The organism is Mycobacterium sp. DHQP2018-32-09 (genome assembly GCF_058148405.1).
The window spans coordinates 5275-18146 of the sequence record NZ_JBYVYK010000033.1 but is presented as its reverse complement, the minus strand read 5'-3'; the positions used below and the strand labels follow the sequence as shown (position 1 = coordinate 18146).

At 69.1% G+C, this 12872-nt stretch carries 15 protein-coding genes; 9 read left to right on the top strand and 6 right to left on the bottom strand.

All coding sequences use genetic code 11. From position 1 onward, the window contains the following. Window positions 1-5: 5 nt before the first annotated feature. Genes AC30CM_RS16785 through AC30CM_RS16775 form a run of 3 tightly spaced genes read right to left on the bottom strand, consistent with a single transcriptional unit; the run spans window position 6 to window position 4082 of the window. Complete coding sequence (locus tag AC30CM_RS16785; protein WP_490118033.1) at window positions 6-848, bottom strand: LLM class F420-dependent oxidoreductase; 843 nt, start codon at window positions 846-848, stop codon at window positions 6-8. Beyond that, entirely contained in the window at window positions 845-2365 is a 1521-nt protein-coding gene (locus tag AC30CM_RS16780) for an ATP-binding protein (protein ID WP_490118032.1), read from the bottom strand. The genes AC30CM_RS16785 and AC30CM_RS16780 overlap by 4 nt, the downstream gene beginning before the upstream one ends. Before the next feature lie 13 nt (window positions 2366-2378). Next, a complete protein-coding gene (locus tag AC30CM_RS16775; RefSeq protein ID WP_490118031.1) occupies window positions 2379-4082 on the bottom strand; it encodes an NAD(P)/FAD-dependent oxidoreductase in 1704 nt (567 codons plus the stop codon). 90 nt (window positions 4083-4172) lie between these two features. Between AC30CM_RS16775 and AC30CM_RS16770 the strand changes: the two genes are divergently transcribed. Then, window positions 4173-4691, top strand: a complete 519-nt coding sequence (locus AC30CM_RS16770) for an SRPBCC family protein (RefSeq protein WP_490118030.1) — start codon at window positions 4173-4175, stop codon at window positions 4689-4691. Window positions 4692-4695: 4 nt separating this feature from the next. Here the strand turns inward: AC30CM_RS16770 and AC30CM_RS16765 are convergent, their stop codons facing one another. Continuing rightward, a complete protein-coding gene (locus tag AC30CM_RS16765; RefSeq protein ID WP_490118029.1) occupies window positions 4696-6207 on the bottom strand; it encodes a flotillin family protein in 1512 nt (503 codons plus the stop codon). Window positions 6208-6211: 4 nt separating this feature from the next. Then, a complete protein-coding gene (locus AC30CM_RS16760; protein WP_490118028.1) occupies window positions 6212-6766 on the bottom strand; it encodes a hypothetical protein in 555 nt (184 codons plus the stop codon). 323 nt (window positions 6767-7089) lie between these two features. On the opposite strand from AC30CM_RS16760, the gene infA reads away from it, so the two are divergent. The 8 genes from infA (at window position 7090) to truA (ending at window position 11831) form a co-directional block, all read left to right on the top strand. Further along, on the top strand, window positions 7090-7311 hold the full coding sequence (gene infA, locus AC30CM_RS16755) for a translation initiation factor IF-1 (protein WP_003418601.1): 222 nt from the start codon (window positions 7090-7092) through the stop codon (window positions 7309-7311). 77 nt (window positions 7312-7388) lie between these two features. Continuing rightward, window positions 7389-7502 carry a 50S ribosomal protein L36 gene (gene rpmJ, locus AC30CM_RS16750; protein ID WP_003879483.1) on the top strand — a complete coding sequence of 38 codons (114 nt, stop codon included), beginning with the start codon at window positions 7389-7391 and terminating at the stop codon, window positions 7500-7502. Between the two features lie 184 nt (window positions 7503-7686). Further along, on the top strand, window positions 7687-8061 hold the full coding sequence (rpsM, locus tag AC30CM_RS16745) for a 30S ribosomal protein S13 (RefSeq protein ID WP_490118027.1): 375 nt from the start codon (window positions 7687-7689) through the stop codon (window positions 8059-8061). 6 nt (window positions 8062-8067) lie between these two features. Next, the gene (gene rpsK / locus AC30CM_RS16740; RefSeq protein WP_490118026.1) at window positions 8068-8481 is read left to right on the top strand and encodes a 30S ribosomal protein S11; all 414 of its coding nucleotides are present in this window, start codon (window positions 8068-8070) and stop codon (window positions 8479-8481) included. A 14-nt stretch (window positions 8482-8495) separates the two neighbouring features. Beyond that, window positions 8496-9101 (top strand): 30S ribosomal protein S4, encoded by a 606-nt coding sequence (gene rpsD / locus AC30CM_RS16735; protein WP_490118025.1) that lies wholly within the window; start codon window positions 8496-8498, stop codon window positions 9099-9101. Between the two features lie 71 nt (window positions 9102-9172). Further along, entirely contained in the window at window positions 9173-10228 is a 1056-nt protein-coding gene (locus AC30CM_RS16730; protein WP_490118024.1) for a DNA-directed RNA polymerase subunit alpha, read from the top strand. Window positions 10229-10318: 90 nt separating this feature from the next. After that, window positions 10319-10912 (top strand): 50S ribosomal protein L17, encoded by a 594-nt coding sequence (gene rplQ, locus AC30CM_RS16725; protein ID WP_490118023.1) that lies wholly within the window; start codon window positions 10319-10321, stop codon window positions 10910-10912. Between the two features lie 7 nt (window positions 10913-10919). Next, complete coding sequence (gene truA, locus AC30CM_RS16720) at window positions 10920-11831, top strand: tRNA pseudouridine(38-40) synthase TruA (protein ID WP_490118022.1); 912 nt, start codon at window positions 10920-10922, stop codon at window positions 11829-11831. 331 nt (window positions 11832-12162) lie between these two features. On the opposite strand, the gene AC30CM_RS16715 is transcribed toward truA, so the two are convergent. Next, window positions 12163-12504, bottom strand: coding sequence for a hypothetical protein (locus AC30CM_RS16715; RefSeq protein WP_490118021.1), 342 nt, complete (start codon window positions 12502-12504; stop codon window positions 12163-12165). Between the last annotated feature and the right edge of the window lie 368 nt (window positions 12505-12872).

The window sequence follows — 12872 nt, the reverse complement described above, 5'->3', positions numbered from 1 at the left end:
GGGGGTCAGCGCAGCCCGAGCGGGCCGGCCAGGTCGGCGAGGGTGGGTACGAGTCGGTCGGGGTCGGCGAGCACCTGCACCGCGACGTGGTCGGCGCCCGCCGAGACGTGCTGGGCCAGCCGGGCCGCGATGTCGTCGGTGGTGCCGTAGGCGACGACGGCGTCGACCAGCGCGTCGCTACCCGGTTTAGCCAGATCGGCGTCGGTGAAACCCAGCCGCTTCCAGTTGTTGAGGTAGTTGGCCAGCCCGAGATAGATGTCGAGCGCCTTGCGGCCCACCGCGCGTGCCTCCGTGGTGTCCGTGGTGGGCACCACCTTGTGCTCCGGGGCGATGAACGCCTCCGGGCCCAGGAGGTCGCGCGCCGTGGCGGTGTGCTCCGGCGTGGTCAGGTAGGGGTGGGCGCCCGCGGCCCGCCGGGCCGACAGCTTGAGCACCTGCGGTCCCAACGCGGCGACGACGCGTCGCTCCTTGGGCACGTCGTGGCGGTCCAGGTCGTCGAGATAGGTGTTGAGGGCGTCGTAGGGCTTCTGGTACTCGCCCTGCGCCTCGGGATGCCCGACGCCGATGCCGAGCACGAACCGGCCGGGGTAGGCGGCCTCCAGCCGGTGGTAGGACGCGGCCACCGCATCGGCTGGCGCCGTCCAGATGTTGACGATGCCGGTGGCGAGCTTCAGGTGGTCGGTGACCTCGAGGATCGGATCCACCCAATCGAGTTCCGCGGGTGGGGAACCGCCCGCCCACAGCGCCTCGTAACCCAGGGCCTCGATCTCGCGGAGCCGGTCGGGGCTCAGGCGTCGCCACTGCTCGTAGTGGCCGAAGACGCCGTAGCGGCCGAGGTCGAGTGTCATTCCCTGCCCGCCGCGGCGAGTTCACCGGGGGTGGGCGTGACCGGCGCGGGCGCCTGTAGCGGCAGGGTCACCACGAACCGGGTGTCACCGGGTTTGCTCTGCACCGACATGTTGCCGTGGTGCTTCTCCACGACGATGCGCCACGCCAGGTCCAGGCCCAGCCCGGTGCCCTCCCCGAACGGCTTGGTGGTGAAGAACGGGGTGAAGATGCGGTCGATGATGTCGGGGTCGATGCCGGGGCCGTCGTCGCAGATCTCCACGCGCACCATGTCCTCGTTCTCGCGCGCGGTGCGGATGGTGAGGTTGCCCTCGCCGCCCATCGCCTGGATGGCGTTCTCGATGAGGTTGGTCCACACCTGGTTGAGGTCGCCCGGGTAGCACAGCAGTTCGGGCAGGTCCTTGGTCAGGTCCTTGTGGAGGGTGACCGGCCTGCCCTTGCCGGGGTGGCCGATCTTGTCGCCGAACATCATGATCGTGCTGCGCAGCAGCTCGTGGACGTTGGCGCTCTGGTACGCACCGCGATCCATCTGTGAGTACTGCTTGGCGTCGGCCAGCAGCGCCGAGATCCGCTTGCTGGCCTCGGCGATCTCGTTCATCCGCAGCTCGGTGTCGATGGTGTACTTCAGCCAGCCCAGCGCCCCCTGCAGGGACGCGGTGGCGTCGACGTCGTCGACCGAGGCGAGGATGCGCTCCAGCCAGGCGGTGTCCAGGCCCGCGTCGACGAACGTCGGGGCGTAGTCCCAGGCGCCGACGATGTCGTGATCCTCGAGCCAGTCGCCGATGGCGTCTTCGCGGTCGGAGGCCTCCAGCGCGGACAGTTCGACCGACTTGTGCTTGGCGACCTGCTCGGCCACCTCCTCCTGGATGCTCACCAGGACGCGCAGCGCCTCGGGACTGAACTTGCCGTCGGCGAGCATGGCCAGCTTGTGGCGCATCTTGCCGACGGTGTCGCGCAGGTCGGCGGTGGCCCGCGCGGTCGCCGCGGCCGGGTTGTTCAGCTGATGGGTCAGTCCGGCGGTGATGGTGCCCAGCGCCAGCAGCTTCTCACGCTGCCCGATGATCTGGCTCTGGCGACGTCCGCCGACCATGTGGCCCTCGAGCAGGTGCACGGCCATCGGGAACTGGGTCTGCATGAAGCAGGCGAAGGCGTCGGCGTCGAGCACGAAGCAGCGCGACGGCTGGGTCAGCCGGACCGACGCCTGGTAGAGGTGCTCCTCGCCGGGTACGTAGGCCGACCAGGCGCCGAAGTAGACGCCGCGCTGCGAGGTCCGGTTGGTCTGGATGTCGACGCCGCCGGAACGCTTCGACATGATCAACTCGCCGTCGATCAGCACGTAGAAGCACGTGGCGGACTCGCCCTCGACCAGCAGCGGCCCCGCGGGGAAGGTCTCGATGTGCCCGTTCGCGCACAGCACGTCGAGCTGCTCGTCGGAGAGGTGTTCGAACAGGAACAGCGTTCGCAGCTCGTCGCGGACGCATGGCCCCTCGTGGTTCGAGCCTGGGTCGTTCGAGCCCATCGCGGTCCTCTCTCTAGGCTTCCGCCAGATACCTGTGCACCAGCATGACGGCCATCGACCCTTCGCCGACGGCTGCCGCCACGCGCTTCGCGGACTGGGAGCGCACGTCACCCGCCACGAACACGCCGGGCACGCTCGTCTCGAGGTGGTGCGGCGGACGGTCCAGCGTCCAGCCCACCTTCTCGCGAAGATCCGGTCCCGACAAGATGAAGCCGTGATCGTCGCGGGCTATTCCCGCGTCCTCGAGCCAATCGGTGCGCGGGGTGGCCCCGATGAAACAGCACATGCGGTCGCACGCCACGGTCTCGCGTTGCTCGGAGCGCTTGTCGAACAGCACCAGCTTGGTCAGCCGGTCGCCGTCGTTCTCGGTGTCGACCACCTCGGTGCAGGTCCGCACCACGATGTTGGGCGACTTGGTGATCCGGTCCACCAGGTACTGCGACATGCCCGCCTCCAGTGAGGGGCCCCGGATCAGCATGGTCACCGACTTGGCGGTCTGCGACATGTACATCGCCGCCTGCCCTGCCGAGTTCGCCCCGCCGACGATGTAGACGTCCTCGCCCGCGCATTCGCTGTTGTCGGCCACCGAGGCGCCGTAGTAGACGCCGCGGCCGATGTAGCTGCAGTCGGGCTGGTCGGGGTCGTCCCAGCAGCCGGTGATCTGCAGCTGGCGGTAGTCGACGCCGGTGGCGAGGATGACGGCGCGGGCGCCGATGGTGTGGTCGTCGTTCAGCACGATCGAGTGGGCGGCGCCGACGCCGTTGACCTCGAGCTTGCCGGCCTCTTGCGTCGTGATGACCTCGGCGCCGAAGCGTTCGGCCTGCCTGCGGGCCGACGTGGTCAGCTCGGCGCCGGAGATGCCGGTGGGGAAGCCCAGGTAGTTCTCGATGTTCGAGCTGCGGCCCGCCTGTCCGCCGGTGGTGGCCTTCTCGATCAGCACGGTCTTGAGACCCTCGGACGCGCCGTACACCGCCGCCGCCAGGCCCGCCGGGCCGCCGCCGATGACCGCCAGGTCGTACATCTCCAGCGCGGGGCTGGTGGACAGCCCCAGCAGGGTGGCGAGTTCGACGTCGGTGGGCTCGACCAGCGTCTCGCCCTTCTCGGTGATGACCACCGGGAGGCGGCTGTCGTCGAGGCCTGCCGCCTGCAGCAGTTGCTGGCCCTTGGTCTCCTCGGCGTCGATGGCCCGGAACGAGTACTCGTTGCGCGCCAGGAACTGGCGCACCTCCCACGACCGGTCGCTGTAGCGGTGGCCGATCACCTTGGTGTAGGGCATGCCGCGGTCGCCGACGGCGCGCCATTCCTCCAGCAGGCCGTCGATCACCGGGTAGAGCTTCTCCTCCGGCGGGTCCCACGGCTTGAGCAGGTAGTGGTCCAGGTCGACGACGTTGATGGCGTCGATGGCGGCATGCGTGTCGGCGTATGCGGTCAGCAGCACGCGGCGGGCCAGCGGGAACACGTCCATGGCCTTCTCGAGGAACTCGATGCCGCTCATCTGCGGCATGCGGTAGTCGGCCACGAACACCGCCACGGTGTCGCCGCGCAGCTTGAGTTCCTTCAACGTGTCGAGTGCATCGGCGCCGGACTCGGCGCGCACGATGCGGTAGCGCTCGCCGTAGTGCCTGCGCAGGTCGCGCGCCACCGCGCGGGAGACCGCGGGATCGTCGTCGACGGTGAGGATCGCGGGTCGTCGGGGCTGGTGTTCGGGTCCGGTCATCACCGTCAAGTATGCGCCGCGCGTCCAGCGAGTATCCGGTCAACACCTCGCTGGTGCACCGCCCGATCGCCCAGGGCAGAATCGGCGTCCATGACCGACCTCGCCTTCTCGGATTCGGTCGTCGTCGCCCTCGACGCCGACCGCACCTACGCCCTGCTGTCCGACGTCACGCGGATGGGGCAGTGGAGCCCCGTCTGCACGGCGTGCTGGTGGGACGACGAGGCGCAGGCAGGGCAGGTGGGCGCCTGGTTCACGGGCCGCAACGAACTGTCGGAGAGCAGGAGCGAAGCGACCGGGGACATCGTTCCAGCGCGCACGTGGGAGACGCGCAGCCAGGTGGTGGCCGCCGACCCCGGGCGCGAGTTCGCCTGGGAGGTCAACGACGGCTGGGTCCGCTGGGGGTTCACGTTGGAGCCGGCCACGGCCGGCGCGCAGGACGGCGGCACGCGGGTGACGCAGTCGTGGCAGTTCCTGCCCAAGGGCATCGAGGGCTTCCGCGGCCGTTTCGGCGACGACGCCGATCGTCAGATCGCGCTGCGCAGCGAGCAGGCCAAGAGCGGCATCCCGGCGACGCTCGCCGCCATCAAGGCCACCGCCGACGCGGGCTGACGCGTCAGCCCTGCCGCTGGCCGTCGCGGTCCAGCAGGGCGGCCACGTCGATGCCCGACGCCTTGAGCGTCTCCAGGATCTTCGCCACCGCCAGCGGGCTGACGCCCAGCAGGCCGCCCACCGCGTCCTGCGCGTCGCCGGAGCCGCCGACGATCGACAGCCGCTCGATCTCGCCGAGCGGTGCGGCGGCCGCCTCGGTGGCCTTGACCACCGACGCCAGGACGTCGGGCAGCATCAGCAGGCGGGCGGCGTCGGCGGTGTAGCCGTTGAGCGCGGCCGCGATCTCCTTCTTGCCGTTGGCCTCGGCCAACAGCTTGGCTTCGATGCCCGCGGCCTCGGCCTGCTGCTCGACGCGCATGGCGTCGGCGAGTTCCTTCTTGCCCGCCGCCTCGGCGACCAGCTTGGCCTGCAGGCTGTCCGCCTCCGCCTGCTTCTCGACGCGCAGCGCGTCGGCGGCGGCCTTGCGGGCGTCGGCCTCGGCCTGGCCGGCGCGCCGTTGCGCCTCGGCGTTGGCCTCCGCGGCCAGGATCGTCGCCTGCCGCTGCCCCTCTGCGCGGGCGACGTCGGCCTGGCGCTGCGCCTCGGCGGGGGCGATCACGTCGGCCTGCAGCGCGGCCTGCGCCTGTTCGGCGCGTCGCTGTTCCACCTCGATGCGGGCCTGCACGCGGGCGGCCTCGGCCTGCTCGGTGGCGATGCCGACGTCCTTCTGGGCGCGGGCGTTGGCCAGCGGGCCGGCCTGGTTGGCCTGTGCGTTCTCGGCTTCGGTCTGCGCGCGCAACCGCGCGAGTTCGACGTCGCGCTTCTGGTTGGCGGTGGCGATCGCGGTGTCGGCCTCGGCCTGGGCGATCGAGCCTTCCTGACGGGCGCGGGCCGACTGGATCTGCGCGTCGCGTTCGGCTTCGGCGGTGCCGACGGTGGCGTCGCGCTTGACCTCGGCGATGCGCCGCTGGCCGAGTGACTTCAGGTAGTCGTTGGCGTCGGAGATGCCGGCGATCTTGAGGACGTCGACCTCCATGCCGATACGGGCGAGGTCGCCGCCGGCCTCCTCGACCACGCTGCGGGCCAGGCTGTCGCGGTTGGAGTTGAGGTCCTCGACGGTCATCGTCGCCGTGATGCCGCGCAGGCTGCCCGCCAGGATTTCGTTGATCTGGCGCTGCAGTTCGTTGAGGTCGGAGGTGAGGAAGCGCTGCACGGCGGTCTGCACGGCCTCGTCGGCCGAGCCGATGCGGACCAGGCCGACGGCCTCGACGTTGACCGGGACACCGTTGTTGGACAACGCGTTCTGCAGGTTGATGCTGACGTTGAACGGCTCCAGGCTCATGATGTCGACGCGCTCGATGCCGGGCACCCGGAACCGCGCGCCGCCGCGCACCACCTTGGGGGTGCCGCGGCCGGTGAAGACGGCCACCTCGTTGGGCGGCACCTTGATGTAGTTCTTCACGTAGACGATGGGCAGCGCGACGAAGATCAGGAGCGCGGCGATCACCGCGATGACGACGATCAGCAGCAAGGACATGGGCTCAGTACCTCTCTGATGGGAACGGTCGGTCCGGGTCGAATTCCTCGGGGATGGCGACGACGTGCACGACGTCGGCATCGGCTTCGGCGATGTACACGCGGGCGGCCTTGGGCAGGGCGTGGGGTTCGGCGGTGACGGCACGGGCCCGTACGCGGTTGCCGTCGGCGTCGACGAACGCGATCTCACCCCAGCCGTCGGCGGGGATCTCGAGCGTCACGGTGCCGAGCCTGCCGACGTAGGACTGCCTGCCGGTGTGCGAATTGGCCTGCTGGCGGCGCAGGTAGGGCAGGACGAGGCCTTGTAGCACCCCGAGCAGCACGGCGGCGCTGCCCGCGGCGACACCACCCGCGGGCAGCGCGGCCAGTCCCGCCCAGGTGGCGATCAGGCCGCCGGTACCCGCGCCGAGCAGCGCGGCGGCGATGCTGGTCAGGCTCAGGAACGGCAGGCCGTCCCCGTGCCCCGGATGGCCGGCGCCGCCGACGTCGAACTCGGCGACCAGCAGCGATGCCAGGACCGCGATGCCGCCCACGACGAACGCGACGAGGTACGCGGTCACGCGATCCCCTTCCCCCGTGAGTGCTGCGACTGCCGATCGTGCGCGACGGCCCCGGCACCCGTAGTACCGTTGCCGACGACGGGTGCCGGACACGATCCTTTCATCTGCCCGAGGTGCTTGACAGCACGATTTTGGGCAGGACGTCCCGGCGAGTACCATGGATCAACGGTGCGGCTTGCGCGCCGACTTCTTGCGTGCTCTGTCTCGGATTCCGGATCCACCCGGAGATTCCGGAGAACCGACTCACGTTTCTTAGTCGGATCGAAGGCTGCGCTACGGACGTAGCCCGATACGAAACCGAAAAGCAAGGATCGCCGAAGAGCATGGCCAAGAAAGACGGTGCCATCGAGGTCGAGGGCCGCGTGGTCGAGCCTCTGCCCAATGCGATGTTCCGCATTGAGCTGGAGAACGGTCACAAGGTACTCGCTCACATCAGCGGCAAGATGCGGCAGCACTACATCCGCATCCTGCCCGAGGACCGTGTCGTAGTGGAGCTTTCTCCCTACGACCTGTCCCGGGGCCGCATCGTGTACCGATACAAGTAACCCACGTCCGCACCACCAGCAGAGACGTGGCGCGCATCCGCGCGTCACGGCCAGACCGAGAAGGATCGACGACAGCCGTGAAGGTGAACCCGAGCGTCAAGCCGATCTGCGACAAGTGCAGGGTGATCCGCCGGCATGGGCGGGTCATGGTGATCTGCTCTGATCCCCGCCACAAGCAGCGGCAGGGCTAGAGCCCCGGGGCCCGAGGGCCCGACACGCACCACCCACAACTGAATGCAGACCTCCCAGTACCACTGGGCGGCAGGCATCTCGAACGGAGATGGGCCGCCCATACACGTCCGGCACGGAGGCCGGACCCCGAACGGGGAACGGACTGGGATCAGACCTCCGCATAGAAGAAGGAAACACTGCCTGATGGCACGTCTCATGGGCGTCGATCTCCCGCGCGACAAGCGCATGGAGATCGCGCTGACCTACATCTACGGCATCGGCCGTACCCGCTCGGTGGAGATCCTCGACGCCACCGGCATCAGCCGTGACCAGCGGTCCAAGGACCTCACCGACGATCAGGTGACCGCGCTGCGCGACTACATCGAGGGCAACCTCAAGGTCGAGGGCGACCTGCGTCGCGAGGTGCAGGCCGACATCCGTCGCAAGATCGAGATCGGCTGCTACCAGGGCCTGCGCCACCGTCGTGGCCTGCCCGTGCGTGGCCAGCGCACCAAGACCAATGCGCGCACCCGCAAGGGCCCGAAGCGCACCATCGCCGGCAAGAAGAAGGCCAGGTAACCCCTCATGGCACAGGCAAAGAAGGGCACCGGCGCCAAGAAGGGTCAGAAGACCCGTCGCAGGGAAAAGAAGAACGTCCCGCACGGCGCCGCTCACATCAAGAGCACGTTCAACAACACGATCGTCTCGATCACCGATCCCCAGGGCAACGTCATCGCGTGGGCGTCCTCGGGTCACGTGGGCTTCAAGGGCTCGCGCAAGTCGACGCCGTTCGCCGCTCAGCTGGCCGCGGAGAACGCTGCCCGCAAGGCGCAGGAGCACGGTGTCAAGAAGGTCGACGTCTTCGTGAAGGGCCCGGGCTCGGGCCGCGAGACCGCCATCCGCTCGTTGCAGGCCGCCGGCCTCGAGGTGGGCGCGATCGCCGACGTCACGCCGCAGCCGCACAACGGGTGCCGTCCGCCGAAGCGGCGCCGGGTCTAGGGAGGAACTGACACATGGCTCGTTACACCGGACCCGTCACCCGCAAGTCGCGCCGCCTCGGCGTCGACCTGGTCGGCGGAGATCAGTCCTTCGAGAGGCGCCCCTACCCGCCCGGCCAGCACGGCCGCGCGCGGATCAAGGAGAGCGAATACCGCACGCAGCTGCAGGAGAAGCAGAAGGCTCGCTTCACCTACGGCGTCATGGAGAAGCAGTTCCGCCGGTACTACGAGGAGGCCGTGCGCCTTCCCGGCAAGACCGGTGACAACCTGCTCCGCATCCTGGAGAGCCGGCTGGACAACGTCGTGTACCGCGCGGGCCTGGCCCGTACGCGTCGCATGGCGCGTCAGCTGGTCAGCCACGGGCACTTCACCGTCAACGGTGTGAAGGTCAACGTCCCGAGCTACCGGGTGTCGCAGTACGACATCATCGACATCAAGGACAAGTCGCTCAACACGCTGCCGTTCGAGGTCTCGCGGCAGACCGCGGGCGAGCGGCCCATCCCGTCGTGGCTCCAGGTCGTCGGCGAGCGTCAGCGCGTCCTCGTCCACCAGCTGCCCGAGCGCGCACAGATCGACGTGCCGCTCACCGAGCAGCTCATCGTCGAGCTCTACTCGAAGTAATCGGTGGCAGCGTCCGCTGCCACCGCCCAGACGGCATCAAATAGCGGGTGCCGAGAAGGAGAAGAACACCCATGCTGATTTCTCAGCGGCCCACCCTGTCCGAGGAGAACCTGGCCGAGAACCGGTCCAAGTTCGTCATCGAGCCCCTGGAGCCCGGCTTCGGCTACACCCTGGGCAACTCGCTGCGGCGCACGCTGCTGTCGTCCATCCCGGGCGCGGCGGTCACCAGCATCCGCATCGACGGCGTGCTGCACGAGTTCACGACGGTTCCCGGGGTGAAGGAAGACGTCACCGACATCATCCTGAACCTCAAGGGCCTGGTCGTGTCCTCGGAGGAGGACGAGCCCGTCACCATGTACCTGCGCAAGCAGGGCCCGGGTGCGGTCACCGCCGGTGACATCGTGCCGCCGGCCGGCGTCACCGTGCACAACCCGGACATGCACATCGCGACCCTCAACGACAAGGGCAAGCTCGAGGTCGAGCTGGTCGTCGAGCGGGGCCGCGGCTACGTGCCCGCCGTGCAGAACAAGGCCTCCGGCGCCGAGATCGGCCGCATCCCGGTCGACTCGATCTACTCGCCGGTGCTCAAGGTGACCTACAAGGTCGAGGCGACCCGTGTCGAGCAGCGCACCGACTTCGACAAGCTGATCCTCGACGTCGAGACCAAGAACTCGATCAGCCCGCGCGACGCGCTGGCCTCGGCCGGCAAGACGCTGGTGGAACTGTTCGGCCTGGCGCGGGAACTCAACGTCGAGGCCGAGGGCATCGAGATCGGACCCTCGCCCGCCGAGGCCGATCACATCGCCAGCTTCGCGCTGCCCATCGACGACCTGGAACTCACCGTGCGGTCGTACAACTGCCTCAAGCGCGAGGGTGTGCACACCGTCGGCGAGTTGGTCTCGCGTACCGAGTCCGACCTGCTCGACATCCGCAACTTCGGTCAGAAGTCGATCGACGAGGTGAAGATCAAGCTGCACCAGCTCGGTCTCTCGCTCAAGGACAGCCCGGCCACCTTCGATCCGTCGGAGGTCGCCGGCTACGACGTCGCCACGGGCACGTGGAACAGCGAGGCGTCGGGCTACGACCTGGACGACAACCAGGACTTCGCCGAGACCGAACAGCTCTAGGCGCGAGGCCGAACAGCTCCAACCACCAGCTACACCACCGTCCCGGTCCTACCTGATACGGGGGCCGGCCCCATTTAGGAGATAGTCGCAATGCCCAAGCCCAGTAAGGGACCTCGTCTCGGCGGGTCGTCCTCGCACCAGAAGGCGCTGCTGGCCAACCTGGCCACGTCGCTGTTCGAGCACGGCCGCATCAAGACCACCGAGCCGAAGGCGCGGGCGTTGCGGCCGTACGCGGAGAAGCTCATCACCCACGCCAAGAAGGGCACGCTGCACAACCGGCGTGAGGTGATGAAGAAGATCCGCGACAAGGACGTGGTGCACGTGTTGTTCGCCGAGATCGGCCCGTTCTTCGCCGATCGCGCGGGTGGCTACACCCGCATCATCAAGGTCGAGAACCGCAAGGGTGACAACGCCCCCATGGCCGTGATCGAGCTGGTGCGCGAGAAGACCGTGACGTCCGAGGCCGACCGCGCTCGCCGTGCTGCCAAGAAGGCTCCGGCTGCCGCGGCGGCGCCTGCGGCCGAGGAGACCGTCGAGGACGCCAAGGGCGAGGAGACCGTCGAGGACGCCAAGGTCGAAGACGAGGCCATCGAAGAGGGTCAGGCTGCCGAGGCTGCCGAAGAGGTCGCCGAGGAGCAGGCCGCCGACGCGGCAGCCGACGCGAAGGCCGACGACGCCAAGTAATCACGTCGTGAACGTGCCCGCCACCGATTCCGGTGGCGGGCATGTTCGTTTGCGGCTCGACATCGCTTACGACGGAACGGATTTCGCGGGCTGGGCAACGCAGGCCGGGCAGCGCACGGTGGCGGGAGTCATCGACGAGGCGCTGTCGACGGTGTTCCGCACGCCCATCGTCACGCGGGCGGCGGGGCGCACCGACACGGGGGTGCACGCGTCCGGTCAGGTGGCGCACGTCGACGTCCCCGTGGCGGCCGTGCCGTTGGCCTATCCTCGGACGCCGCGTCCCGGAGAGGCCGAGTTCCTACCGCTGGTGCGGCGGTTGGCGAAGTTGCTCGACGCCGACGTCCGCGTGCGCGACGTGGTGCGCGCGCCGGCCGGATTCGACGCGCGGTTTTCGGCGTTGCGCAGGCACTACGAGTACCGGTTGTCGACGGCGCCCTACGGCGTGGAGCCTGCGGCGGCACGGTACGTCACGCCGTGGCCGCGGGCGTTGGACCTGGAGGCGATGCAGGCGGCGTCGCGAGAATTGTTGGGGCTCAACGACTTCGCGGCGTTCTGCCGCCCCCGCGAGGGTGCCACGACCATCCGTGACCTGCAGCGGCTCGAGTGGGAGCGTGTCGGGGATCTGGTGACGGCGTACGTGAGCGCCGACGCGTTCTGCTGGTCGATGGTGCGCTCGCTGGTGGGGGCGCTGCTGGCGGTGGGGGAGGGCCGTATCGATCCGGCCCGGTGCGCGGCGTTCCTGGACGAGAGTCGCCGTTCGAGCGCGTTCGCGGTGGCTCCGGCGCGTGGGCTGTCGCTCGTCGGTGTCGACTATCCGCCTGACGCGGAGCTGGTCGCGCGGATCTCGGTCACCCGTGACCTGCGGACGGTCGACGAGATCCCGCGCGCGGTCGGCGTCCCGCCCTCGGTCGGAGGATGAGCGGTGATGCCCACCTCGTAGCGACACCGAGCGACAATGCGGACGGTGGAGGAGATTCGGCGCGCGGTCGGCGTCCCGCGCTCGGTCGGAGGATGAGCGGTGATGCCCACCTCGTAGCGACTCCGAGCGACAATGCGGACGGTGGAGGAGATCCGGCGCGCGGTCGGCGTCCCGCGCTCGGTCGGGGGATGAGCGGTGATGCCCACCTCGTAGCGACTCCGAGCGACAATGCGGACGGTGGAGGAGATTCGGCGCGCGGTCGGCGTCCCGCGCTCGGTCGGGGGATGAGCGGTGATGCCCACCTCGTAGCGACTCCGAGCGACAATCCGGGTCAGTCCGTGCGGCGCAGGACGTGGGGTGGCTCGGTGCCGGGCTTGCACCTCAGCGCGGCTTCTTCGCGCAAGCGGAGCACGCGCAGGCCGATACGGTGCTCGGTGCTCCTCGGCATTTCGCCGGGGCCGTAAAGGGCGCGGCCCCTTGGCCACACGCGACCTCGGCGGACCTCCCAGCGCAGCGCGTCCGAGACGACCTTCGAGGGCCGGCCATAGAAGCCGAAGCCCTGTCGGGTGAGTGCGTCGACGAGATCCTGCACGCTGCAGATGCCATGGAGCAGCAGATGATTGGTGAGCGCATACCGCAGGGCAGTGCCGCGCAGCTTCAGTGGTTCGGTCATGGCCACAGCATGCTGGGCGGCACCGACGAATCACCGCCCCGTCGGCCGCGCCCTGTGGACAACCGCGTGCGTTGTCGCTCGTTGTCGCTAAGGGGTGGGCATGGGCATCAATGGTCTGCTGGGCTGGCGTCGTGCCGTCGGGCCCGGCCACCGCGGCAGAGTTTGCGACCGCCGCCGCAGCATGCGGGGTGACCCCCGAGACCTCACTGCTCGGTGGGCCGCGCCCTGTGGACGATCGCGCGCGTTGTCGCTCGTTGTCGCTAAGGGGTGGGCATGGGCATCAATGGTCTGCTGGGCTGGCGTCGTGCCGTCGGGCCCGGCCACCGCGGCAGAGTTTGCGACCGCCGCCGCAGCATGCGGGGTGACCC